Source organism: Bradyrhizobium sp. BRP23, assembly GCF_020194135.1.
Classification (GTDB): Bacteria; Pseudomonadota; Alphaproteobacteria; order Rhizobiales; family Xanthobacteraceae; genus Bradyrhizobium; species Bradyrhizobium yuanmingense.
The window spans coordinates 101,795-126,669 of the sequence record NZ_JADYVW010000007.1; the positions used below are offsets into that span (position 1 = coordinate 101,795).

Annotated in this window: 24 protein-coding genes; all 24 read right to left on the minus strand. The window is 59.3% G+C overall.

Going from position 1 to position 24,875, the window contains the following annotated elements; genetic code table 11:
* Nucleotides 1-11: 11 nt before the first annotated feature.
* On the minus strand, nucleotides 12-212 hold the full coding sequence (locus tag I6F24_RS20395) for a CCE_0567 family metalloprotein (protein WP_225129580.1): 201 nt from the start codon (nucleotides 210-212) through the stop codon (nucleotides 12-14).
* Complete coding sequence (locus tag I6F24_RS20400; protein ID WP_225129582.1) at nucleotides 209-685, minus strand: NifX-associated nitrogen fixation protein; 477 nt, start codon at nucleotides 683-685, stop codon at nucleotides 209-211. Before I6F24_RS20400 ends, I6F24_RS20395 begins: the two co-directional genes overlap by 4 nt.
* Before the next feature lie 6 nt (nucleotides 686-691).
* On the minus strand, nucleotides 692-1,087 hold the full coding sequence (nifX, locus tag I6F24_RS20405) for a nitrogen fixation protein NifX (RefSeq protein WP_225129584.1): 396 nt from the start codon (nucleotides 1,085-1,087) through the stop codon (nucleotides 692-694).
* Nucleotides 1,084-2,493, minus strand: a complete 1,410-nt coding sequence (gene nifN / locus I6F24_RS20410) for a nitrogenase iron-molybdenum cofactor biosynthesis protein NifN (RefSeq protein WP_225129586.1) — start codon at nucleotides 2,491-2,493, stop codon at nucleotides 1,084-1,086. The genes nifX and nifN overlap by 4 nt, the downstream gene beginning before the upstream one ends.
* Nucleotides 2,494-2,502: 9 nt before the next feature.
* Nucleotides 2,503-4,149, minus strand: coding sequence for a nitrogenase iron-molybdenum cofactor biosynthesis protein NifE (nifE, locus tag I6F24_RS20415; protein ID WP_225129588.1), 1,647 nt, complete (start codon nucleotides 4,147-4,149; stop codon nucleotides 2,503-2,505).
* A 95-nt stretch (nucleotides 4,150-4,244) separates the two neighbouring features.
* On the minus strand, nucleotides 4,245-5,801 hold the full coding sequence (gene nifK, locus I6F24_RS20420) for a nitrogenase molybdenum-iron protein subunit beta (protein ID WP_225129590.1): 1,557 nt from the start codon (nucleotides 5,799-5,801) through the stop codon (nucleotides 4,245-4,247).
* A 66-nt stretch (nucleotides 5,802-5,867) separates the two neighbouring features.
* Nucleotides 5,868-7,370, minus strand: coding sequence for a nitrogenase molybdenum-iron protein alpha chain (gene nifD, locus I6F24_RS20425; protein WP_225129591.1), 1,503 nt, complete (start codon nucleotides 7,368-7,370; stop codon nucleotides 5,868-5,870).
* Between the two features lie 465 nt (nucleotides 7,371-7,835).
* Nucleotides 7,836-9,083, minus strand: coding sequence for a cysteine desulfurase (locus tag I6F24_RS20430; protein ID WP_225129593.1), 1,248 nt, complete (start codon nucleotides 9,081-9,083; stop codon nucleotides 7,836-7,838).
* Entirely contained in the window at nucleotides 9,080-10,402 is a 1,323-nt protein-coding gene (gene sufD, locus I6F24_RS20435) for a Fe-S cluster assembly protein SufD (RefSeq protein ID WP_225129595.1), read from the minus strand. The genes I6F24_RS20430 and sufD overlap by 4 nt, the downstream gene beginning before the upstream one ends.
* A gap of 19 nt (nucleotides 10,403-10,421) precedes the next feature.
* Entirely contained in the window at nucleotides 10,422-11,174 is a 753-nt protein-coding gene (gene sufC, locus I6F24_RS20440) for a Fe-S cluster assembly ATPase SufC (RefSeq protein ID WP_225129597.1), read from the minus strand.
* A 65-nt stretch (nucleotides 11,175-11,239) separates the two neighbouring features.
* Complete coding sequence (gene sufB, locus I6F24_RS20445) at nucleotides 11,240-12,736, minus strand: Fe-S cluster assembly protein SufB (protein WP_225129599.1); 1,497 nt, start codon at nucleotides 12,734-12,736, stop codon at nucleotides 11,240-11,242.
* Between the two features lie 194 nt (nucleotides 12,737-12,930).
* The gene (locus tag I6F24_RS20450) at nucleotides 12,931-13,125 is read right to left on the minus strand and encodes a 4Fe-4S binding protein (protein WP_225129601.1); all 195 of its coding nucleotides are present in this window, start codon (nucleotides 13,123-13,125) and stop codon (nucleotides 12,931-12,933) included.
* A 706-nt stretch (nucleotides 13,126-13,831) separates the two neighbouring features.
* The gene (gene ald / locus I6F24_RS20455; RefSeq protein WP_225129650.1) at nucleotides 13,832-14,944 is read right to left on the minus strand and encodes an alanine dehydrogenase; all 1,113 of its coding nucleotides are present in this window, start codon (nucleotides 14,942-14,944) and stop codon (nucleotides 13,832-13,834) included.
* Nucleotides 14,945-15,336: 392 nt separating this feature from the next.
* Nucleotides 15,337-16,383, minus strand: a complete 1,047-nt coding sequence (gene hypE, locus I6F24_RS20460) for a hydrogenase expression/formation protein HypE (protein WP_225129602.1) — start codon at nucleotides 16,381-16,383, stop codon at nucleotides 15,337-15,339.
* Complete coding sequence (gene hypD, locus I6F24_RS20465) at nucleotides 16,380-17,522, minus strand: hydrogenase formation protein HypD (RefSeq protein WP_225129604.1); 1,143 nt, start codon at nucleotides 17,520-17,522, stop codon at nucleotides 16,380-16,382. Before hypD ends, hypE begins: the two co-directional genes overlap by 4 nt.
* Entirely contained in the window at nucleotides 17,519-17,704 is a 186-nt protein-coding gene (locus I6F24_RS20470) for a HypC/HybG/HupF family hydrogenase formation chaperone (RefSeq protein WP_306469171.1), read from the minus strand. The genes hypD and I6F24_RS20470 overlap by 4 nt, the downstream gene beginning before the upstream one ends.
* Before the next feature lie 49 nt (nucleotides 17,705-17,753).
* The gene (gene hypF / locus I6F24_RS20475) at nucleotides 17,754-20,009 is read right to left on the minus strand and encodes a carbamoyltransferase HypF (RefSeq protein WP_225129607.1); all 2,256 of its coding nucleotides are present in this window, start codon (nucleotides 20,007-20,009) and stop codon (nucleotides 17,754-17,756) included.
* A gap of 13 nt (nucleotides 20,010-20,022) precedes the next feature.
* Complete coding sequence (gene hypB / locus I6F24_RS20480; protein ID WP_225140385.1) at nucleotides 20,023-20,961, minus strand: hydrogenase nickel incorporation protein HypB; 939 nt, start codon at nucleotides 20,959-20,961, stop codon at nucleotides 20,023-20,025.
* Nucleotides 20,961-21,302 (minus strand): hydrogenase maturation nickel metallochaperone HypA, encoded by a 342-nt coding sequence (hypA, locus tag I6F24_RS20485; protein WP_225129612.1) that lies wholly within the window; start codon nucleotides 21,300-21,302, stop codon nucleotides 20,961-20,963. Before hypA ends, hypB begins: the two co-directional genes overlap by 1 nt.
* The gene (locus tag I6F24_RS20490) at nucleotides 21,295-22,389 is read right to left on the minus strand and encodes a hypothetical protein (protein WP_225129614.1); all 1,095 of its coding nucleotides are present in this window, start codon (nucleotides 22,387-22,389) and stop codon (nucleotides 21,295-21,297) included. The genes hypA and I6F24_RS20490 overlap by 8 nt, the downstream gene beginning before the upstream one ends.
* Before the next feature lie 100 nt (nucleotides 22,390-22,489).
* Entirely contained in the window at nucleotides 22,490-23,344 is an 855-nt protein-coding gene (locus tag I6F24_RS20495; protein WP_225129652.1) for a hydrogenase expression/formation protein, read from the minus strand.
* Nucleotides 23,344-23,676: a hypothetical protein gene (locus I6F24_RS20500; protein ID WP_225129616.1), complete on the minus strand. Its 333-nt coding sequence runs from the start codon at nucleotides 23,674-23,676 to the stop codon at nucleotides 23,344-23,346. The genes I6F24_RS20495 and I6F24_RS20500 overlap by 1 nt, the downstream gene beginning before the upstream one ends.
* A gap of 301 nt (nucleotides 23,677-23,977) precedes the next feature.
* The gene (locus tag I6F24_RS20505) at nucleotides 23,978-24,268 is read right to left on the minus strand and encodes a HypC/HybG/HupF family hydrogenase formation chaperone (protein WP_225129618.1); all 291 of its coding nucleotides are present in this window, start codon (nucleotides 24,266-24,268) and stop codon (nucleotides 23,978-23,980) included.
* Nucleotides 24,269-24,284: 16 nt separating this feature from the next.
* On the minus strand, nucleotides 24,285-24,869 hold the full coding sequence (locus I6F24_RS20510; protein WP_225129620.1) for a HyaD/HybD family hydrogenase maturation endopeptidase: 585 nt from the start codon (nucleotides 24,867-24,869) through the stop codon (nucleotides 24,285-24,287).
* Nucleotides 24,870-24,875: the final 6 nt, after the last annotated feature.

Sequence of the window (24,875 nt, forward strand, 5' to 3'; positions counted from 1 at the left end):
CATTGCCCCTTTTAAGTATTCTCTAGCGCCTTCAAGGCGAGACTCTCGCGCTCAAGTTCGGCATAAGCATCGTACGCCTTCTGCGCGACCACCATGATCGAGGTCCAGTTGATGGGCAATTCTTCCGAAAGGTCGTGCAGATCCAGCTTGGCCTGTATCGCCTTGGCGGACACTTTCCTTAGTTCGGCCTTCAGTGTTTCACGATCGCTCATGAATATCCCCAATAGTTCGCCACGTCCGGAAATTTCCGAATCAGGCCGATTCCGTCGCTGACACATTTGTCGCCCTGCTGCGCGAGCTTCACCAAACTATCAAATCCGAAGCGATACACATCGCGCAGCTGCTTGTTCACGGCGATCAGACGGCCTGAGATGAGCACCATGCGGGCGAATCCTTCATGATGCAGATCCAGAATCGGCTGGGTCATCGCGCCGGTCTCCCTCTCGATCGAGAGCGCGACCGCATCGAAGAAAAGCTTAAGCCGCCACAGTGGATCGGGATCAGGATCACCGATAATCGGCAATGCGCGCCGTTTCTCCTTGTCCAGAATATAGAGTTCGAGCAGATCGAGATCGCTCCTCGCCTCCAAGGCTCCGTTGGTGTCCTGAGCACGCCAAACCTTGATCAACTCCACGAGGAACGGCGCGTCGGCGGCGTTTCCCTGCTGCTCTATTTTAGCGGTCATATCACCTCATTCGTCGAACTCGAAGGTTCGCCGTCGGTCTTTTGCCATAGCCTTGCGTAGCCAGGGAGGTGGCGTGCCCTTCAGTACGCGCTCGAGTTTCTCGAGCAACACCAGAATGCTTTCTGGCTTGTTCACCTTGATAGGATGGATCTTGTTGGCGACCACTCGCGCAGCCCCAGCACCGCCAATGGCGCCGACGTAAAGGATTGCGCAATCCTTGATTGCGTCGATCTTGGGCGCCAACTTGTCGTCGTTGCCGTCTTCCTTTAGATCGCCCTCAAACTCAACCGCTTTGAGAAACACGTGCCCGCTAGGCGTGACATCGTAGATCGCGATATTCTTTGCCCAACCAAAATGGGCATCGACGCGTTTCAGGTCCTGAGTGGCAAACGCGACCTTCATGCACTCGACCTCTCAGCTGCGCCGGTGGAACTGCGATATCCCGAGCATCGCGGCGATCCGGCCGCAGTTCGCCATTTGTCGGGCGTAGGCCGATCGTTCTCCTCACGATGCGCGATCACGAGATTGGCGATATCGAAGACCAGATTGCGGGTACCACGATAGCCCACGGATAGTTGGTGTCCCGCACCAAGTCGGTCGAACATCGGAAAACCCGTACGATAGAACGGGACTTTCAGCCGAGCAGCCGCTTGCCTGCCATGCGAGTGCGTGATCAGCAGGTCGCAATGCTTTGTTTTGGCAAGCCCTTCCAGATCCTCGAGATCGCCAATGAGTACCTCCTTGGTCTTAATCCGCTCGATCACCCCCGACTGAGTGGTCGTCACGGCCGCCGTCACCTGCGCGCCCATATCGTGGAGCATGCCGGATAGATCGAACAGGAGGTCTGGCTCAGCGCCGATCGCAACTTTGCGACCGCCAATATGGAAGTGCGCGTCCAGCATTGCATCGGCGAGCTGACCGCGCTGGCGCCGATACTTCAACGGTATGGGGCGACCGCTGATCTCGCTCAAGAACGTCATGAATTCGTCATTCGGACACAGGCCACACAACCGCTCGAAGACACGAAAAGGCACGCCGGTCTTGCCCTGCATGACCTCTGCCGCCCGCTGCATCTGCGCGCCGATCGCAATTGTCCACCCGGCGCGGCCCATGCTCGCAATTTCGTCGACGCTGATGCCGCCGATGGTCGTTGGCGTAAACTCATCGGGGATATGCCCATCGAGCGATCCCGCCAGATCAGGGAGGAAGGACGGGATCAACCCGAAATCCTCCAGTATGACACGGAGTTCATCAAGGTCGCCGGGCGTGAGGTGACATCCCGGCAGAACATTCACCTTCGATGGATCCCGCAGGCCGCTGGCGTTGGGCCCTTCCACCAGCACCTCCACAATGCGCGCCACAGCCTTTTCCCAGCCGTCCTGGAACGCGCCCTTGAAATCCGGCGTCGAGACATACACCAGTGGCAACTTTGCGAGTTGCGGATGATTGCTCCGGATTAGCTTGAGGTAGGCATCCACATCGTCGCCGTTGGTCTCGGTGATACCGGTCGAGCAGATTCCGATGATCTTTGGCTTGGTTCGGTTATAGATGTTCAGTATAGCGTGCTCGAGATTCTCATAGCCGCCGAGTACGGTCGCGACCTCGCTCATCGCGGTGGTCTGCAGCGGTACTGCCTCTTTGAAATGCCGGACAAAGAGCGTGAGACCGAAGGATGTGCACCCCTGGGAGCCGTGCAGAAGCGGCATCGCCCCGCGCAGCCCCATGAACGCGAATGCGCCGCCGATCGGCTGACTCATCTTCAGCGGGTTGACAGCGCACGCTTTTGTCGGCGCCGTGACGATTGCCATGACGCCTCGCTATTCTGCGGCCTGTCGCATGGCAGATGGTTCGGACACCAAGATATCTTCGATGCGTCTTTGGCAGCAGCCACCGACCGCATTGGTATGCTCTCTGACCGCTGCGACGCTCTTCAGGCCGTGCGCATAGATTGCATCCTCAATCGTGCCCAAATCGACTCTGTTACACACGCAGATCTTCCTCGCGCGGCGCGCGGTTTCGGCGAGCGCCGGATCGCGGGCGATCGCGGCCATCGGCGATTGTATCTGCACCATCGCCTTGGCCAATGCTTCCCATGGTGCCGGTCGACGTAGCTGCTCCCACATCGGACTGGAGAGCGAATTATCGATCTCCTCCACCAGCTTGACCATTCCGACATAGCCCATATAGGCGTGGCAACGCTCCTGGTTGATATCGAGCCAGGGCATCGCCGCTTTCAGCGCGACGAACTGCGACTTGCCGCCCGATAGCATGATGTCCGCTTTTGCGTCCTTCAACATCTTATACATTTCGCGCGGCGTCATGTCCTCGATCATGTGGGCATCCTGCCCCATGAGCTCCTTGATGCGCTCCTTGTCCTTCCTGGTTGATTTCTTGACGCTGGTTCCGACTAATTCAAGCCCTGCTTCCTGGAGTGCCGCAACGACCGACCACGACTTGACGCCGCCGGTAATCAACAAGGCCTTCTTACCTTCGAATCGCGGCTTGTACGGCTCTATCGCAGCCCACGCCCACGCTTCCTCGCGCGCGATCACTGCTTCGGTGCGCCCGAGCAGATCTGTCGGCGCGCCGCGTTCAACCAATAAGCGGGCAAGCTGACGCAGCGATTCGCTCGAATCTTGAATACCGTAGAACGACCCCTCGAAGAACGGGATCCCGTAGCGTTGCTCCATCTTGCGTGCGACGTTGATCATGGACTTTGAGCACACCAACATCGCCGCCCGCGCGCGATGAGATGACGCGACTTCGCGATATTTGCCATCCCCGGAGATGCAGGAGAGAATCCGTACTCCAAGCTCGTCTAGCAATGGCTTCACTTGCCAGAGCTCTCCCGAAAGGTTGTATTCCCCGATCAGGTTGATGTCATACGGCGTGGTATAGTCCGGTTCTTGCGTCCCGATCACATACTCGAGCAAGGCCTCGCCGGCGAGCTTGTTACCGAGGTTCTTCGAGCCGACGAAGCCCGGCGAATTGATCGGGATCACCGGCTTTGCGAACCTTTGAGATGCTGCCTTACAGACTGCGTTGATGTCGTCGCCGATCATCGCCGGAATACAGGTTTGATAGACGAAGATGGCGGGCGGGTCGCACTTCTCGATGATCTCCTTGATCGCTTTGCAGAGCCGCTTCTCGCCTCCGAATACAATATCGGTTTCGCTCAAATCGGTTGTGAATGCAGTGCGCCACAGATTCGCGCCGGACGACGCCGCGCCGCGATTGTCCCAGGAATTTCCTTCGCACGCGATCGGACCATGCACCAAGTGAGCGACGTCGGTGAACGGCTGCAACGCAATCTTGGCGCCATCGAAAGCGCAGCCGCCGGCAGCGCTACCCGGCTGCAGCTGTTTGGTGCAGCCGTTCTTGCGTTCAGCCTCCGACTTACTGCCGTTCTTGGCGCAGCCCGGCTCGTCGAAAATATTCTGGAGCGTGGCCGCTAGTGAATTCATCCTTTTTCCTCTCAGCGCAAACTAATTGCGTGGTCAACCCTCGTGTGCTTGTGTCATTTCAAGTGCTTTGGCGATGGCACGCGCACGGTCGCTCATCAACGAATGATATCGAAACTGTAGTCAGTTTTGCCAAGAACGTTTGTCTTCTTGTCCATCTCATCGAAGATCTTGTCCAGGATCTTCACCAGCACATTCAAGCCGCCCTGATAGCCCCACAGGGGGGAGCGGTGATGATGATGCCGATCAAAAACGGGAAAGCCGATGCGGATCAGTGGCGTTCCAGTATCGCGCTCCAGATACTTGCCATAGGTGTTGCCAATCAGAAAATCGACTGGCTCGGTGAACAGGAGTGAGCGCATGTGCCAGAGATCTCGGCCCGGATAGGCTTGGCAGCCCTGCCCAAATGGCGAGCTTGCAAGCAGCACCTGCATTTTTTCGTGCCACGCCTTGTTGCCGTTGGTGGACAGCACATGGGTCGGTTCGGCGCCGAGTTCGAGCAGAAACCCAGCCAACCCATAGCAAAGATCCGGATCGCCATAGATCGCGAACTTCTTGCCATGGATATGCGCGCTGGAGTCAGCGATCGCGTCGACCAGGCGGCCACGTTCTCGCGCGAGTTGCTCGGGAATCTCCTTGCCGCTGATGCGTGACAGCGCCAGGATAAAGTCATCCGTTGCCGATAAGCCCACGGGGTAGTTGAAGGATACGACGTCCTGTCCATGCTCAGCCACGAATGGCAGCGTTTTTTCGGTGCACCACTGCTGCATGGAGATTGTCGCCTTGGCGTGAACCGCGTTGGCCGCATCTTTCAGGGTCGTGCCTCCGTCATACATCCGGAACTCGCCGTCTGTCGGAGTATCGAAAACGTCAGAATTGTCCGCTAGAATCGTGTGCTGGATGTCCATTAACGCCAAGATGCGCTTGATCTCGCGAAGGTTTCCGACGGTATAGCCATCGAACCCACCAATGATGTTGATCGCCCCGTTCTGCTTGCGCTCCAGCTTCGGCGCTGTTCCGGCCTTACCGTCCCAAAAATGCTCCAGAATGCCCTTGAGCGCATTGTCATAACCGGTAACGTGGCTGCCGACGAACGCTGGCGTGTGGGCGAATGGCACGTCGAAGTCTGCCGGAACCGAGCCTTTTTCTTTCGACGTCTTGATGAAGGCGTTGAGGTCATCGCCGATCACCTCGGCCATGCAGGTCGTCGAGACCGCAATCATCTTGGGCTTGTACATGTTGTAGCTGTTCGCGAGCCCGTCGATCATGTTGTTCAGGCCGCCAAATACGGCAGCGTCTTCCGTCATCGACGAAGAGACGCAGGAGCTAGGCTCCTTGAAGTGCCGCGACAGATGGCTGCGGTAGTAAGCCACGCAACCTTGAGAGCCGTGGACGAAGGGCAGCGTGCCCTCAAAGCCAACAGAGGCGAATACGGCGCCAAGCGGCTGGCATGCCTTGGCCGGATTTACCGCTAGCGCCTCCCGCGCAAAGTTCTTCTCGCGATATTCGGCCGTTTTTGTCCATTCCTTGATACGCTCGACCTCGGCGGGATCGCGAGGATTCTCGAATATCTTCTTCTTAGCCAGCATCTGCTGGTATTCTGGACCGCGGAACAGCTCGAGATGATCGAGCACGTGTTCGGCACTCTGCGCCATTGTTGAAATCCTTCACTATCGAGGTTGGTGTCGCCCCGGCTTTCCCAAAGAGCGAGATAAGTTGATTTATTCAGCAGCCAGGAGCTTCGCCCTCGAAGCTTGATTCCAGGGGGCCTTCGTTTTCTTCCAGACCGGCGAGTTGATCGCCATGTCCATGTCGCGCGCAAAGATCGCAAAGCCGTCATAGCCGTGATATGGGCCCGAATAGTCCCAGGAGTGCATCTGCCGGAACGGCACACCCATCTTTTGGAAAATGTACTTTTCCTTGATACCCGAGCCGACGAGGTCAGGCTGGAGCTTTTCGACGAAGCGCTCGAACTCATAGCCATTGACGTCATCGTAGATGAGCGTGCTGTCCTTTACGTAATGCTGAGCTGTGCGCTGATAGTCGTCGTTGTGACCGAACTCGTATCCGGTGCCAATGACTTCCATCCCGAGGTCCTCGTATGCACCAATCACATGACGCGGACGGAGCCCGCCGACGTACAGCATCACCGTCTTGCCCTCCAGGCGCGGGCGATATTTTGCGATCACAGCGTTCACCAGCGGCTGGTACTTTTCAATCACCCGCTCGGCGCCTTCCTTAATCTTGTCGTCGAAATAGCCCGCAATCTTGCGCAGAGACTCTGCGATCTTTGAAGGTCCGAAGAAGTTATACTCGCACCAAGGGATACCGAACTTCTCTTCCATGTGGCGTGAGATGTAGTTCATGGAACGGTAGCAATGCAGAATGTTGAGCTTTGCTTTCGGGGTTGCCTCGAGCTCAGCCAGAGAACCGTCGCCGGACCACTGCGCGATCACCCGCAGGCCCATCTCCTCCAGCAGAATTCGTGATGACCAGGCGTCGCCGCCGATATTGTAGTCTCCGATGATCGCAACATCGTACGGCGTCGGCTCAAACTTTGGTTTGCCATCCGGCTCGAGCTGGTCGAAAATCCAATCGCGCACCGCGTCGTTGGCAATGTGGTGGCCTAGTGACTGCGACACACCCCGAAAGCCCTCACAACGGACCGGCACGATGGTCTTGCCGCCATATTCCTTGGATTTCGCTCTTGACACGGCCTCGATGTCGTCACCGATCAATCCGATCGGGCATTCCGATTGGATCGTGATGCCGTTGTTGAGTGGAAACAGCTCCTGGATTTCGTCAAGAATTTTGACCAGCTTTTTGTCGCCACCGAATACGATATCCTTTTCCTGGAAGTCGGAGGTGAACTGCAGGGTCACGAAGCTATCGATGCCCGTCGTGCCAACGTAATAGTTGCGTCGCGAGCCCCACGAATACTGACCGCAGCCGACCGGGCCATGGCTGATATGAACCATATCCTTGATCGGTCCCCAGACCACCCCCTTTGACCCTGCATAGGCGCAGCCTCTGATCGTCATCACGCCGGGTATGGATTTGATGTTGGACTTCACCCCGCAGTCTGATTTGCCGGCTTGGTGAACGTTGAGGTGCTTGGCACGCCGTTTCGCGGTTTTCTCCGGATAGACCTTCAGCACCTCCTCGATCAGCTCTTTGTTGCGAGCCCTGATTTCTGCGATGCTCTGGGTCGTGGCGAGACTCATCTGATGTCCTTCAAAGGTTAGCTGTTGCGAGGGCGGCTTCTTGCCAAGACTTCTGCAACCAGCATGCCAGCATCTCGTGAGCACAAAAAACAGAGCAATCAAAATCGCTTAGCGCGCCTCGTGCGGTGATAGGGGGTGTTGTTGCGAACCCGACATCACGCTTTGGGCAGAGAACTCTTGGCTTGGCCCTGTTCGAAATGGAACAAGGGCTGGTTATGGGTGAAATTGCCCGCCCAATACTCGAGCGTGTCCGCGATCGCAATACTCTGCAATCGGCGCTCGCCGAAAGCGGCCGAACAGGAAGACCGGCTGCAAGGCCGAGTGGCCTACACAGGCTCGCCAATGCTATCTATGCCTGCTGAGATCTACAGGTGCTTACGTGCTACGATGACGATGAGGTGCATGACCTCATGCTCCAGATCTCAATGCGAGCTGCCTCGCCACCCGGCGTCGTAGGCTCGCCGATCACGATAACAGCTGCCGCGCCTTGATAAGCGCACGCACGAGCACATCAATCTCTTCACGTGTATTGTAAAGTCCGAGTGACGCACGGCACGTCGCCAGCACGCCGAAGCGCTTGAGCAGCGGCATCGCACAATGGGCCCCCGCCCGCATCGCTACACCAGCGCGGTCGACGACGGTAGCAATATCATGGGCATGCGTACCCTTCATATCAAAGGAAATGATCGGCCCCTTCTCGGCCGGGGTCCCGATCATGCGCACGAAGTTGATGTCCGTCAGCCTCTCCTGCGCGTAAGCGAGCAGTGCGCGCTCGTGCCTGCGGATTTGCACCTTGCCTATTGAGTTGATGTAATCGATAGCCGCCCCTAAACCGATGGCTTCGACGATCGGCGGCGTACCCGCTTCGAAGCGATGTGGCGGATCACCATAAATGACGCCGGAACGCGAGACGTCGCGGATCATCTCCCCGCCGCCATTGAAGGGCGGCATCCATGCCAGATGCTCAGACTTGCCGTAAAGCACACCGATCCCCGTCGGACCATAGAGCTTGTGGCCCGTCATGACGTAGAAATCGCAATCAATGTCGCAGACGTCGGCGCTCAGATGGACGCATCCTTGCGAGCCGTCGACCAGCACCGGGATACCACGAGCATGCCCGATCCTCACCACGTCTTTCACCGGCAACACCGTGCCGAGCACGTTCGACATTTGTGTGATTGCAACCATCTTGGTGCGCGGGGTCAGCAGTCGCTCAAAATCATCGAGCAAAAAGTTTCCGTCATCATCCACTGGGGCCCATTTGATCACTGCACCGAGTCGTTCCCTGAGAAGGTGCCATGGCACAATGTTGGAGTGGTGTTCCATAATCGAGAGAACGATCTCATCACCCGCGCTAATGCGTTCACGGCCAAACGTCTGCGCCACCAGATTGATTGCCTCCGTGGCGCTCCGGGTGAAGATGATCTCTTCGTTTAAATGCGCGTTCACAAACCGCGCCACCTTGGCACGGGCGTCTTCATACGCCTCCGTCGCCGCGTTAGCGAGGTAGTGCAAGCCGCGATGAACGTTGGCATATTCGCTGGAGTACACCTGCGTCATACGGTCAAGCACCGCGTTGGGCTTTTGCGCGGATGCAGCGTTATCGAGGTAAACAAGCGGCTTGCCGTACACCGTCATGGCGAGCGCAGGAAAGTCTGTACGCAGACGGTTGACCTCGTAAATGCCATTGCTCACGGCGGTATGTGCGCTCATCGCCCCGCCTTTAGCCAGTGTTCAGCTTGCGCCGTCACAAAATCGCGCAGATTCTCGGAAGTGATCTCCTCAATCGACTCGCCAACGAACGCTTTAATCAGCAACATCTGCGCATCCTTCTCTGATAGCCCCCGGGCGCGCAGATAGAACACGAGAGTGTCGTCCAGCGCACCCGATGTCGCTCCGTGGCCGCAGGTCACGTCGTCGGCCAAGATTTCGAGTTCCGGCTTGTTGTCGACCTCGGCCTGGTCGGATAGGAGCAACGCTCGCGTCGTCAGGGTGGCGTCCGTTTTCCGGGCGGCGGGACGAACGATAATTCGGCCCTGAAACACCGAGCGACCGCAATCGTCTACGACCGCGCGGAACTTCTCCCGACTGGTGCAATGTGGCATGGCGTGGTCGACCACGACCGTTGTGTCCGCGTGGAGCTTGTCCCTGATGAGATTAACCCCATTCGCCGAGAGCTTGGTTCCCTCGCCGGCCAGCGTGATGAATCCCTGATAGCGGCTGATGGAGCCGCTGCAGGTCATGCTGAAGAGGTCGAGCTTAGCCCTGGCGCCGACTGCGATGATCGCCGACGAGATGTTCACGGCGTCAGAGGCAGCAGCTGCCACGCGGATATACGAAAGGCTCGCCTCGTCACCAACCAGGGCGATTATCGCATCGTTGGCTTGATAGCCACTCGCGCGTTCAGCCGGGACGAAACTTTCTACGATGGCCGCATGCGCTCCTTTACCGAGTTGCAGATAGCAACGTGTAAAGGTGGACACCGACAGTCCGGTTGCGACGTGAACGATTTGAATTGGACGCTCCACCGCATTGCCGTCGGCGACCGTAATCACCAAGCCATCTGTCGCCATTGCGGCGTTGAGCGCGATCGCCGAGTCGCTCGTCGTCGACAGCACCAGACCGGCCATGCCCCCAGTAGCCGAGTTCTCCAGAACCTCTCGCAGCGACCGCACAACGACTTCGTTTTCCAGCCTGCCGAGATCGGATAGCTCCGGCGCGAATATGCCATCCACCAAAACCAGTTTGACCGCCTGATCGGCAGCCACTTGCTTGACCGAGACCTTTGCGCGCACCAGCGCCTCCGCATCCGGCCGCGGAGCGAGTGGCAGCACCTCGCTGATCAGGGCGCGCAGATCTGTGTATTTCCAATCCTCCATGCGCCGATGCGGGAGGCCGGTACGCTCGTAGACCTCGAATGCTCTCGCCCGTATTTGGGGGACAGGGCCTGCACCAGGCAGCCGTCCACGCGCCGCAGCGAAAACATTGCCCATTGCGCGTTCGGCGTCGGCTTTGACCAAAACCTGCTTCATCGGGAAGTCCCTAGAGCCGTCAGGCCGCGTCTTCGAATTGGGCGTAGCCACAAGCCTCGAGCTCCAGCGCGAGTTCCTTGCCGCCACTCTTCATGACCCGCCCTTTCGACATCACGTGCACAATGTCCGGCACGATATGCTCGAGAAGCCGCCGATAATGAGTGATCACGATCATCGCTCGTTCCGGCGAACGTAAGGCGTTGATGCCACTGGCGACGATACGCAGCGCGTCGATATCGAGGCCGGAATCGATCTCGTCAAGGATGCACAGGCTCGGCTCGAACAACGCCATCTGCAAAATTTCGTTGCGCTTCTTCTCGCCGCCGGAGAAGCCGACATTGACGCCGCGCTTGATCATGTCCCGGGGAATGTTGAGCGAACCGGCCACCTCGCGGACTCTTTTCAGAAATTCGGGGGTGGAGAATTCCTGTTGGTCGCGCGCCTTGCGCTGGGCGTTCAGTGCCGCGCGCAGGAAGTTCATGGTGGTCACGCCGGGGATCTCGACTGGATACTGGAATGCTAGGAACACGCCCTTGGCGGCGCGTTCATTTGGCTCCATCCGCAAGAGGTTCTCGCCCCTGAACAAGATTTGTCCGCCGGTGATCTCATAGCCCGGCTTGCCGGCGATGACGTGCGAGAGCGTCGATTTGCCGGAGCCGTTCGGCCCCATGATCGCGTGCACTTCACCGGCATGGACGCTAAGATGCAGCCCGCGAATGATTTCGCGGTCTTCGACACCAAGATGCAAATCTCGGATTTCGAGTAGCGCCATTCTGATCTGCCCCCTGAAATGCGTCGTCTGGCGAGCCGCATTCGAGGGGCTCGCGGGAGGTTTCGTTATCCAACGGATCCGTCGAGCGAGATCGAGATTAGCTTCTGCGCCTCCACTGCGAACTCCATGGGCAGTCTTTGCAGAACTTGCTTGACGAAGCCGTTGACGACGAGGCCCACCGCTTCTTCCTGGCTGAGCCCGCGCTGGATGCAGTAGAACAGCACGTCCTCGGAGATCTTCGAGGTCGTTGCCTCGTGCTCGAAGGTTGCCGAGGAGTTCTTGGCCTCGATGTACGGCACGGTGTGCGCGCCGCATTTGTCGCCGATCAGCAGCGAGTCGCAGGCCGTGAAGTTGCGCGCCCCGGTCGCCTTGCGATGCGCGGTGACGAGACCGCGATAGGTGTTCTGCGACTTGCCGGCGGCGATGCCCTTGGAGATGATCCGGCTCGACGTGTTCTTGCCGAGATGGATCATCTTGGTGCCCGAATCGACCTGCTGGAAGCCGTTCGAGATCGCGATCGAATAGAACTCGCCGCGGGAATTGTCGCCGCGCAGGATGCAGCTCGGATATTTCCAGGTGATGGCGGAGCCGGTCTCGACCTGGGTCCAGGAGATCTTGGAGTGGTTGCCGCGGCAGTCGCCCCGCTTGGTGACGAAATTGTAGATGCCGCCCTTGCCTTCCGAATTGCCGGGGTACCAGTTCTGCACCGTCGAATATTTGATCTCGGCATCGTCAAGCGCGACGAGCTCGACCACGGCGGCATGCAGCTGGTTCTCGTCGCGCTGCGGCGCGGTGCAGCCTTCGAGATAGGAGACGTAGGAGCCCTTGTCGGCGATGATCAGCGTGCGCTCGAACTGGCCGGTGTTGCGCTCGTTGATGCGGAAATAGGTCGACAGCTCCATCGGGCAGCGCACGCCCGGCGGCACATAGACGAATGAGCCGTCCGAGAACACCGCCGAGTTCAGCGTCGCATAGAAATTGTCCGAGGTCGGAACCACCGAGCCGAGATATTTCTGCACCAATTCAGAGTGCTCGCGGATCGCCTCCGAGATCGGCATGAAGATCACGCCGGCCTTCTTCAGCTCCGCCTTGAACGTGGTGGCAACCGAGACCGAATCGAACACCGCATCGACCGCGATCTTGCGCCGGGCCGGATCTTCCTCGCCGACCTTCGGCTCGACGCCTTCGAGCATGGCGACTTCCCGCAAGGGGATGCCGAGCTTCTCGTAGGTTTTCAGGATCTCCGGATCGATCTCGTCCAAAGACGAGACCGTCTTCTTCGGCTTCGGCGCCGCGTAATAATAGAGATCCTGGAAGTCGATCTTGGGATAGTCGACGCGGGCCCAGGTCGGCTCCTGCATGGTCAGCCAGCGCCGATAGGCCTCCAGCCGCCACTGGAGCATCCAGGCGGATTCGTTCTTTTTCTGTGAGATGAATTTTACGATCTCTTCCGACAGCCCCTTGGGAGCCTTCTCGGTGTCGATCAGGGTCTCAAACCCATAACGATACTGGTCGACGTCGATGCGCTTCACGCGCTCGACCGTCTCTTGTACGGCTACCATTGCCCGCTCCACTCACGCAGCGACAACTCCCGCCGGCGAGGATAGCGCCGCAATCTCTCTGAGCGGATCGTGCAAGTCGCCGCCAACTCTGGGCCAGCGAGTGAGAGAAACAGGACACGGATCCAAACGGCGGCGGCTGACGATAGCCTCTTCATCATGCTTCGCGCCGGAGCTCCTCTCATCGGCTACCCCACCTATGCCGGCACGCAGGTATCGGGCACCGGGCAAACGACCACGCATTGCGGCGCGTCAAAATGCCCCTCACATTGCGTACACTGGGTCGGATTGATCACATATATATCGTTCTTCAGGCTGATCGCGGCATTGGGACATTCGAACTCACACGCACCGCAGACGGTGCACTGGGATGCGATTATCTTGTAGGCCATCACTGCGATTCCATGAGCAAAAGTTGCGCGACAGTTTCTTGCTTTCAAGTCTTGTGCCAGACAGTTAACCTTGATTTGTCTGGGCTATTTTCGATAACGCAAGTCGCCGCCTCGACACGGTGTCGCAATTCCTACAACGCGCATGACAGCAGCTTGATCTCGATGCCGTGGTTTGCGCATGGTCGATCTCTCGGCAGTCAGCGATCAGGTGAACCGCGTTAGCCAGCCTGCGATGCATCCTAAGGTGGTCGTGCCGCGGCTATGATCGATGCGCCGCGCGACTTCACAAGGTTCTCCGCCGGTGTATCAGGTCGACCCCAAGCCCCAGTCACGGGACACCGGCGGCCTCGGCGACGGCACCGCGATAAACAGCCCGCGCAGTCATCACCGGTCCGGTCGGCGTTCCACAGCCAGCCAGAAAGGGTCGCGGCGATCGCGCCAGATAAAGTCGCCCGTGATTGCGGGTCCCCTGCGGACCCGCGGGACGCATTCTCAATTGCCTTCGATTACCTGGCAAGACCGGCATTCATATGCGCTGTATGGGCGAACGTACATTGTCTCGCATCGTGCGAGCGACTGAAGCCGGCGCTCGTCTGGTGATCCTTCACTTATGCCGACGGCGGTCAGCAGATCGATGGAGCCAAAAAAAAGCCACCCCGAGGGGTGGCCTAAGTCAGGGAGGAAACGCCCATAAGGGCCTCTGGGATCAGGCCGCAGCCTGTTCGATCGGTGAGAAGGGCAGCCCGAGGCTTTCGGCCACCGCTTTGTAAGTTAGTCGGCCCCGATGGACGTTGAGGCCCGCGCGCAAATGCGGATTTTCGAGCACGGCGGAAAAACCTTTGTTGGCCAGAGCCAAACCAAACGGCAGCGTCGCGTTATTCAGTGCCTGGCTCGAGGTCAGCGGTACAGCCCCAGGCATATTGGCCACGCAATAATGAATGACGCCATCCACTTCGTAAGTAGGATCAGCGTGGGTGGTTGGGTGCGATGTCTCAAAGCAGCCGCCCTGATCGATAGCGACATCCACGAGCACCCCCCTCTTGCGCATCGAGCTCAGCATGCTCCGGCGGACCAGCTTCGGCGCGCTCGCACCTGGAACGAGCACCGCACCAATCACCACATCCGCCGCAAATACCTCTTCCTCCACGGAGTCGATAGTCGAAAACCTGGTGCGAACGCGTCCTTCGAATAGCTCGTCCAGCTCGCGGAGCCGGCGTATCGAACGGTCGATGATGGTCACTTCTGCGCCCAGACCGACCGCCATGCGTGCCGCGTGCGTACCAACGACACCACCTCCGATCACCACGATACGGGCAGGCTGAACACCGGGCACCCCACCGATCAACAGCCCTCGTCCGCCTGCACTCCGCTTCAGGGCGCTACCCGCCGCTTCGATCGCAAGCCTACCCGCGACCTCGCTCATCGGCGCCAGCAGCGGAAGACCACCATGCGCATCAGTTACGGTCTCATAGGCGATCGCGGTGCATCCAGATTTCAGGAGGCCCTTGGCCTGATCCGGGTCGGGGGCCAGATGCAGATAAGTGAAAAGGATCTGATTTTCCCGCAGCTGACACCATTCGGACGGCTGAGGCTCCTTAACCTTTACGATCATCTCGCTCGATGCGAATACCTCAACTGCGGAAGTTAGAATCGTTGCGCCAGCATTGCGATAATCGTCGTCGGTTGCACCAATGCCAGCGCCGGCATTGGTCTCGATCATCACGCGGTGGCCCGCTGCCACGTATTCGCGGACAGCTCCCGGGGTAAGGCCGACGCGATATTCGTGCGCCTTGATTTCCTTGGGGACTCCGACCTTCATTTGAAAACTCCCTACCTGGAGCGCCTTTCTAATCGGAAGCGAGCAGGGATATTGCGACGCAGCCGTCAAAATGACGCAGAAATTCAGCGATATTTGGCAAGCTTCGCAGGATTTCAAACCCACTGGTGCCGAGCGGATCGAGTGACCATGCTCGCTGAGCTTAACCGTCGAAAATGCGTGATCGCGATGAAGTTTCGAATTGCGTTCTCGGCTCGTGAAAAAGCTAACAACCGAAATCCAGCCTCGCCGAAACTTCTTGAAGAGCCGAGTCGCAGTGTGCCGGTTGGGTAGACTTGCCCATAGAAGGGATCGTTTCCAAAGCTGATGGCGCTTGGCTAATGACCATTGATCATAAATTTGGTTTCCAAAAAACTGGACGATGCGCAACGTGTTCAACAGATCCGAGGCAATTGTTCGCCCCACAACCAATCAACGATTCGCCGGCCGCCGAAACCGGTCGCCATCTGCACAAATTTCCGATCGTCAGCCACCGCCTCGCCAATATCAGCTGCATCGGACCCGAGCGGGTGCGCCTTCATGGCTGCAAGCACGGCATCGGCCAAATCAGGCGCGACGATCGCAACGAGCTTGCCCTCATTGGCGACATGGATCGGATCGAGACCAAGGAGCTCGCAGGCAGCTGCAACCGCGGGCTTCACCGGAATGGATGTTTCCTCCAGATGGAACCCGAGGTCAGATTGATGCGCAATCTCGTTGAGGGTCGCGGCAAGCCCACCCCGCGTCGGGTCGCGCATCACCCGGATGCTGCTACCGCCGGCGGCAACCATGACCGCTACGAGATTATGCAACGCTGCGCAATCCGAGACGACCTCGGTTTGAAAAGCGACGTTCTGACGTTTTGACATGATCGCCACCCCATGATCGCCGACGCTACCGGACACCAGCACACGGTCCCCGACCCTTGCCTTGTCGGCGGAGAGATCGAGCCCATCGGCCACAATCCCGATGCCGGTCGTAGAGATGAACAAACCATCGGCCTTGCCGCGCTCGACCACCTTGGTGTCTCCGGCAATGATGTAAACGCCAGCGCCGCGCGCTGCCGCGCCCATCGAATCCGCGATCGCCTTCAGATCCGAAAACCGGAAGCCCTCCTCGATGATAAAACTGGCCGACAGATAGAGGGGACGCGCGCCGGACATCGCGACATCATTGATCGTGCCGTGCACAGCCAGTGACCCGATATTACCGCCCGGAAAGAACAGCGGGGAAACCACATAGCCGTCGGTCGTCATCACCATCCTGCCTGCCGCAACGTCAAACGCGGACTGATCATTGCAGCGGGCGAGCCATTCATTACCAAAGGCTTGGTGAAAAAGGCCGGAGATCAGCTGTGCCATGGCACGGCCCCCGGATCCATGGGAAAGATCAACGCGTCCGTTCTCGATGTCGAGCTTGCGTTGATAAGCCTTTACGCTCATGACGTCCGCCTCAACTGTTCATCGCGAACTCGGCCGTAGGCCCAATACGCCGCACAAGCGCCTTCTGATGACACCATGCAGGATCCTATGGGAGTTTCCGGCGTGCAGACGGTTCCAAACAGCTTACAGTCGACCGGCCGCTTGGCGCCACGCAAGATCGCGCAGCACTCGCATGCCGGATTGTCTGCGATACGCAGGTCGTGGATCGCAAAACGCGTCTCGGCGTCGAATTGCGCGTAAGCCTGCTTCAGCTTCAGTCCGCTGTTGGGGACGAGTCCGAGCCCTCGCCATTCAAACTGCTCGCGCAGTTCGAATATCTGCGATACCTCCTCCTTGGCGCGCCGATTGCCTTCACGCGTCACCGCACGACTGTATTGGTTCTCTACCTCGTAGCGATCTTCGTTCACCTGCCGCACCAGCATCAGGATCGCCTGCATCACATCGAGCGGTTCAAAACCCGCGATCACGATCGGCTTGCCGAATTGTTCCGCCAGAGGCTCGTAAGGCTGCGTGCCAATAATGGTGCTCACATGTGCAGGCCCGATGAAGCCGTCGATTGGAACCCCGCCGGTGTCGCGGATTTTGGGGTTCTCGAGAATGCTGTGCATCGCAGAGGGTGTAAGCACGTGATTGCAGAACACGCTGAGGCCCTTCAACCGCTTCTTCTCGGCAATCCGGATCATCACCGCCGTCGGAGGGGTAGTGGTCTCAAATCCAATGGCAAAGAAGACCACCTCGCGGCTCGGCGCCTGTTCGGCGAGCCGGATAGCGTCGAGCGTCGAGTAGACCATCCGAATGTCTGCGCCGAGCGCTTTGGCTCGCAACAGGGACTGTCCTTGCGACCCAGGCGCGCGCATCAGGTCGCCGTAGACGCACAGAGTGACCTCTGGTCGGTCGACGAGCCGGATCGCCATATCAATTCGGCTGGCGGGCAGAACGCAGACGGGACAACCGGGCCCGTGGATCATGCGAACGTTCGCGGGCAGCAGATCCTCCAGGCCGTAGCGGGAGATCGCATGAGTGTGTCCGCCGCAGAATTCCATGAACCGATAGGCTCTTTGCGAACTGACCTCGGCGCCAATCGCACGCGCAATTCCCTGCGCGATGGCCTTGTCGCGAAATTCGTCGGCATATTTCATGATCGGCGTTCTCCTGCACTGCCTAGCTCCTGCAGGAGCTCCAGCGTGCGCTTGGCTTCCGTCGGATCGATCTTGGCCAGCGCATAGCCGACATGGACAAGGACGCAATCGCCGACCTCGAGCTCGTCGATGAGAGCAATCGATATCTCCAGGCTGATGCCATCGATGGACACCGTAGCCATGTCGTTGGGATGAATTTTCGCAATCCTTGCCGGCACTGAAAGGCACATATCAGGCTGTTCCTTCCCTGGCGGACGACCGTTGAGCAATCTGCAGAGCGGCAATCCAGGCCTGGCCAAGGCTCAAACCGCCATCATTGGGCGGCACCCGCCGTGGCACGAGCGGGGTAAGGCCGGCAGCGCTGCAACCGCGCGGGATCTCATCAGCCAGCACCGCGTTCAGGAAGCAGCCGCCGCTCAGAACGACAGTATTAACGCCGGTTGTCCGCGCAGAGCGTGTGACCCAGTCAACGCAGGCGGCAGCGAAGGTGCCATGAAAAAGCCCGGCTCCGCCCACGGCGTCAATGTCATGTGCAATCAGCTGCGCAAACAGCGGACGAAGCGACAGCACGCCGCCGTCGATCGTCCAGCCGGCTTCGAGAATCGCAGTCCGCCCCACCAGCGCCTCGAGCTTCATCGCCGCTTCGCCCTCATAGCTCTGCAAACTCGCAATCCCCAGCAGCGCCGCTGCCGCGTCGAACAACCGGCCCGCACTGGTCGTGGTGGGCCCGCCCGGCTGATCGAGCAAGGCCGACACACATCCAGCCCGCCTTTGCGCCGCAAAGCGCGGCCCGATTTCATTACCCCGGCCGAGCCCGTGTAGTACTGCGCTCGCCATGCGCCAGGGCTCGCGAGCTGCACGATCTCCACCAGGCATTTGCAGCGGCGCTAAGTGCCCGATGCGTCGGCACCTCGGGCCTTCGCACAACAATAGTTCGCCACCCCAGTTGCCGCCGTCGGAACCAAAGCCATGGCCATCGAGCACCAGGGCAAGCGCAGGTCCCGCATGGCCATGCTCGGCGATCACTGCGGCAGCGTGTGCGTGGTGATGTTGGACAGCCACCAGCTCGCGGCCATTTGCTTCCGCAAACCGGGTAGAAACCATATCGGGATGCAGATCATGGGCGACGACGACAGGCTCCACGTCAAGGCTCGATGTGAGGTGTCGGATCGTCTCCTCGAACGCACGAACGCCTTCGGCCGTATCCAGATCGCCAATATGCTGAGAGACGAACGCTTGGTTGTCCCGCGTGATGGTGATGGTCGATTTCAGCGCGCCGCCGACGGCGAGCACGGGGGGCACAGACTTCGGAAGCCTGATGGGTTCGGGAACATAGCCACGGGCACGACGAATGAATTGTGGCCGGCCAGCCACCACTGACACCACGGAGTCATCAGCACGCGTCAGGATATCGCGGTCATGGGTCACGACAAGGTCGGCGATCTCATCGAGCCGCCGCAGCGCCTGCGCGTTGTCGATCAGGAGCGGTTCGCCGCCAAGATTGGCACTGGTAGCCACGATGACCGCGCCGGCCCCCGCCCATGCACCTGCCGAGCGAAGCGCATGAAAGATGAGGTGATGCAGCGGCACTATAGGCAGCATGACACCCACACGTGACAAGCCAGGAGCTATGTCGGGCGCCAGGTTGTTTCGCGAAGGCAGAAGGACGATGGGACGTGCTACGGATTCGAGCAGCGCAAGCTCGGGCACGTTCGCCTCCGCGATCTCGCTGACGCGCTCTATCGAATCGACCATAACCGCGAACGGCTTCTGAAGGCGCTGCTTTCTCCTGCGCAAACGCTGCACCGCGTCCTGGTTACGCGCATCGCAAAGCAGCTGGTATCCGCCCAGCCCCTTTATCGCCACGATTTGTCCACCCGCGATTGCCGCGACAATGGCGCTGATCTCATGGCTGAGCCGAGGACCGCATGTCGGACACGCGATCGCCTCCGCATGAAACCTGCGGCTCTCCGGATCGCCATATTCGGCCGCGCAGGCTGCGCACAGCCTAAAAACCCTCATGACGGTGTTGCGGCGATCGTAGGGAAGCCGTTCGGCGATGGTGTAGCGTGGGCCGCAATGGCAGCAACTGATGAAGGGGTAAAGGTAATGCCGATTTTCTGGATCGAACAGCTCACTGAGACATTGCTGGCAGACCGCAGCATCAGCGACGATCTGCGTTGACAATTTGCCGCCTTCGCTCGTGCCGATCGAAAAGTCTTTCGCCGCGAGCGCCGCAGTCTCCCGAACGCAGATGTGGTCGATGCGTGCCAATGGCGGCGCCTCGAGCGGCAACGTGGCGATAAACTCCGAGGCCCGATGCCCCTCGACCTCGATCGTAACACCGTCGGGGCCATTGATGACAAATCCCGCCAATCCGTACCGCATAGCGAGTCCATAGACGTAAGGACGAAAGCCGACCCCTTGTACGGCCCCACTCACGCGCACGCGTAGCCGTGTTCGGTCGCAGGAGGTTGCGGCGTTCATCGCCTTGTGTCCTCTACGATGGGCCTCTGGGCCTCGCCTGTCTATCGATCCAGGCGTAGAGCGCGCCAAACCCCTCGCCGGTACGAGCCGAAACTACAAGCACGTCAATCTTCGGATTGACGCGTCTGGCGTATTCGATCGTCTTACCCAAATCGAAATCGAGCAGCGGGGCTAGATCAATCTTGTTGATCACCATGAGCGAAGAAGCGGCAAACATATCAGGATATTTGAGCGGCTTGTCTTCACCTTCGGTAATCGACAAGACTACGATCTTGCAGGCCTCACCAAGATCGAAGGCTGCGGGACAGATCAGATTACCGACGTTCTCGATGAAGAGAATACCGCCAATCAGCAGCGGCAAGCGCCGATGAGCCTCGCCAATCATTGCAGCATCGAGATGGCAACCCTTGCCGGTGTTGACTTGAACGGACGGCACGCCGGCGGCCCGAATGCGTTCGGCATCGTTCGAGGTCTGCTGGTCGCCTTCGATGACCCCGACCGGACGGCTGCGCTTGAGCTCGGACACGGCGCGGACAAGCAGGGTCGTTTTACCTGCACCAGGACTAGACAGAAGATTAAATACAAGCAGGTCATCAGCTACGAAGAGCGCGCGGTTGTCCGCCGCAATCCGATTATTCTTGCCAAGAATGTCGCGCTCGATCTGAATGACCCGCTCTCTGCTCATGCCCGCAGCCTTCAAGCCAGCCGGCCCGGCGCCGCCGCTCAGCAGCGCCTGCCCGCCATGAGCCTGGTGATGGGCAAAGCGATGATCGTGACTATGACTGTCGCGAACATGGTATGAACGTTGCAGGCCTTGGTCGCCATGCGGATGGTAACCGCGATCGAAATCGTCCTGCATATCAACATAGTAACGCGCGTGGCTCTCCGCGTCATGCGCCTTGGCGCGTTCGGTCGACGGCGTCCCGTCGGTGCAGCCGCAAACGGTACACATCAATCGATCTCCAGCTCTTTCACGCGCATCTGTTCGCCCGCGGTTACCTGCAACTGATAGCTGCCGCAGCGAGGACAGCACTCACCGCGCCGTGCAATTTCAACGCTTTTCGAACAGCTCATGCACCAGACAATGCCTGGCCGTTCGACGATATTAAGGACCGCGCCCTCGGCAACGGTCCGCGTTGCAACGACAGCAAAGCAGAACCTGATCGCTTCAGGCGCAGCATGGCCCAGCGCTCCCATCTCTAGACAGACGCTCCGTACGCGCGAAAACGATCGGTGACGTGCCTCCTCCTCGATGATTTGAATGATGCCAAGACAAATCGCCATTTCATGCATCGCCAATTTCGCGAAAATTGAGGGTGAATCCGACGCACGGATCGAGCGATGCAATCACTGCATGGACTGCATCCCGACGCCGTCTAGCCGTCAGCACCGCGCCCTGCAGGCTGCGGACAAGCGGTCCGCGGCGGTGGAAATTCCACTCCGTCGGCGCAAGGAATTCGAAGCGGGATATCCGGCCCTGAGGATCAAGCTCAACCGCTTGGTAGAGACGCCCCCTGGCGCATTCGACCGCGGCCGCTGCACGGCCGGGCCCTAGCCTATATCTTTCGATAATCCCATGCTCCGCCGACTCAATCTGAGCACCGGCCTTGAGCCAGGCGCATAGCCGGAGGATTTCAGCAATTCTGGCCCTCAGCCGCTCGGCCGCTCCGGAGGGGCTCGGCGAGAGTTGATCACGCGCCATTTGGCGCGCCCATGGACCCGTCTCGGGCGCATGTCCGTCAAGATCGGGACAATGGCAAAATGTAGCGTCATCCACGAGCAGCCGTTTAATGATGTTGCGGTCGTCAGCAACGGACAGGAACGAGTGCTCCGCCGGAATTGACTTCAGGTCGATCTCATCAAGCGCTGCAATGCGAAGCGCCAATGGGCTACCGGATGTCAGCGCGCCACCCTCATTCGGTATGCCGAGCGCGGCCAGCGCAGCCACAATCCGCACCGTTGCTTCGCATTGAGTGGAGCCCCAGGGTGGCTGGGTGGTGCCGACAAGCGCTGAGATTTCCCGCATCACGGAGCGGACTGCCGCCGCACTGATGACGTCTTGCGCAAGATGTCCGACAAAGAGGCCCCTTAGCAAGTCCGCGATGCGCTCGGTAACGATAAGCGCAATACGATGCTGTTTTGTTGTGCGTGTGATCACTTCGTCGCGCGCCGTCTCGATCGCGGACAGCAGTGCGGTTTGCTGCGCAGCGGCACACAATGCGAAGAGCCGCGGCAGCACCTTAAGCAGCGACGAAGCTTGTTTGCCAGCGAACAGCTGCCCCAGCGGCGGCCGGACTCGCGGCAGGATCTCGACCGCGGCGACTACGTCGGCAGCAAGCGATACGGTGACATCGATCTTGTTGTGGGCAGCAAGGCTCATGCGCACCGCTCCGCAAACATCCTGCGCAAGGTATGCCGGCGGTCGCTGCGCACGCGCCGTCTACGGGATCCCCCCGGACGCCGAACGTTCTCCAAGCTCTTCATGTGACGTACGCCTTAATAATTTCCTGCATGCGTTCGGCAGAGTCCTGGAAATCCTCGTCGGCAGCCAACGCAACAATCGGCACGCCGCCGACCTCCAGCGTATCAAGGATGATGTTGTCCGTAGAATTGAAGAACTGCACCGACCAGACATTCCTGATCCCGGTCGCCTGCACTCGGCACGTTCCGTAACCGCGGAAGATGAGCTGGACCGGGCCATTGCCCAGGCTGAGCTGCAGGAATGCCAGATCGATAACGCTCATCGGCAGCAACGTGAGATTGATGACGTGAGCGCGCATGCCAAACCGCCAGACGCGCGACCGCTCGCGTATTTCCGCGAGCAAAGGTTGCACGTTCATCGCGCCGTCCGGCGCCGCGCGGATCACAATATCGGCGGACGTCAGGTCACTTGCGGCGCGCCGGACAATTTGCGGAATCGCTCCGACCTCGACATATTCGTGCGCCGGATCGGTCCCGATGCGCACGCGCCAGATTCCCGCAAGCACGGACTCCCGGATTTGCGCCAAAGTGCCATCTGGCAGCGCAACCACGCCAGCAATCTCACCTTCTCCGAGCACTTCGCCAATCAGCTTGCGCTCGGGATCGCTGAGATTCGCGAGTCCGTACTGTTGCGTCCGAGCGCCCCTTCTCTGGCTGGCAACGGCAGCAGCGGCATTCGATAAGAGCGCGGTGGCATTTGGATAGTTCCTTGCAAGCCCGTCGCCATCGCGCCAACCGCTGGCGAGCGCACTCCTCGACCCGCCATGGAATACATCGAGGCTCCCAGAGCCCATGGCAAGCTTGCTCGCCACCCGCTCGTCGCCGTCCGATGCAACGCGGAGCGCTGTTTTCATCATGCGATGTTCCGTTGGCTGTCTCGAGGAGCAATGCCCTTGCCGACACAAGTGCTGCCGGCGTGTGGCCGAACGATCGGTACCGAGATACGGCTGATCCTGACCAAACGGACCGGTCTCTTGCCGATCACGCGGAGTGTATTGCGCCGACGGCGCAGGCTCGGGCTCGACGGGCCGCGCAGGCCGAGCCGGCCGACCAGTTCGCCACCAACGCCGCCCGCAGGCACTGCGCCTTGCATGCGCCGCCGAAACGAGTTGACCATTTCAGGACGGAAGTACGCGGGCTTGATGATTCGGAGCAAATATAGGAGATCGGCCGGTGACTGCGGCATCACGTCCGCCCTCACGGGAGCGTGTGCGACTAGGCACGCACCTCCGCTGACGCCCCCCACCTCGGATGGAGCGGGCCGCGAAAGACCACGCTGCGCCGGCTGCAACTTCATCACACGCCTTCTGAAAATCTTCGGTTTCTGCTAACAGGCTATTAGCAAGGTGCATGCCAATCATCGTCTGGCCGCGTCTCCCCCTCGAACCAGAGGCTCGAAGCGCCTGACATTTTCCATGCAAAGGTTACGTGCGACTGGAAGCCAATGTGTGAGCAAGCAATCGGCGCAATATCCGCAAGCGGAATCGCTAGCGTAGGTGCTCCGGCAATTGCGGCTCATGACCGATTAAGTCCGCAAAGAAGGGATCGCAGTCCTGGCCGTTGAGGCTGGCCTCAAGCCCGTCCAGTGCTTGCGAGATCAGCGTTGCTTCATTTTCATCCAAAAGCCGCACCGCGCTGTCGATATGAACGAGCACCTTTGCGCCGACCACGGCGTCCGAGAGCAGCATGACCGAGACGCGCCGCTGTTTATCGCCATACTCGCACAGCGCCGTGATGCCGTCGGTCTCGAGAATCGTCATTGGCAATCCAAGGCACATGGTCACTCGCGGGCCGCTAGATCGGCTGCGTCCTCATCTCATAATTTGCATGGTCGATATTGTTCGCCAATAGTCGTTCTGATGCAGGCAGCGGCGCGGTCCGCGGTTTTGCCGGCGAGTCCCACTGCGCCAGGAGTTTGCAAGCCAGTTCAATCGCAGGCGCAATCTGAAAGCGTACCGGGGCAGTCAGCGGACCGCCCCAATGCTCCAGGTCCAGCGGCTGACAGCCGATGAGAGCGAGCTCTCGCGGGCGGCGGCCAAGCAGGTCGGCCGCACTCAAGACCTCCTGAAAGCCGGTCTGATGCAGGCTCACCTTCTTGGCGGCGGTAAATTTTGGCACTTCGTCATCTCGCACAAGCTTCAACTGCCCGGGCAGTAATCCATAGTCGATAGCATCGAACACGATCAGGCAATCGGCCTGCTCAAGAAAACTAATGAGGTAGAGCCCCTGTGTGCCGCCATCGAGAACGGTGACGTTGTCATCGATGGCATAGCGGCGATGAAACTCCTCGACCACCCGCACGCCAAATCCCTCATCGGCCCACAAGATATTGCCGATGCCGAGCACCAGAATCCTCTTCTTGGTTTCCGGATTCAGCATCCGCCT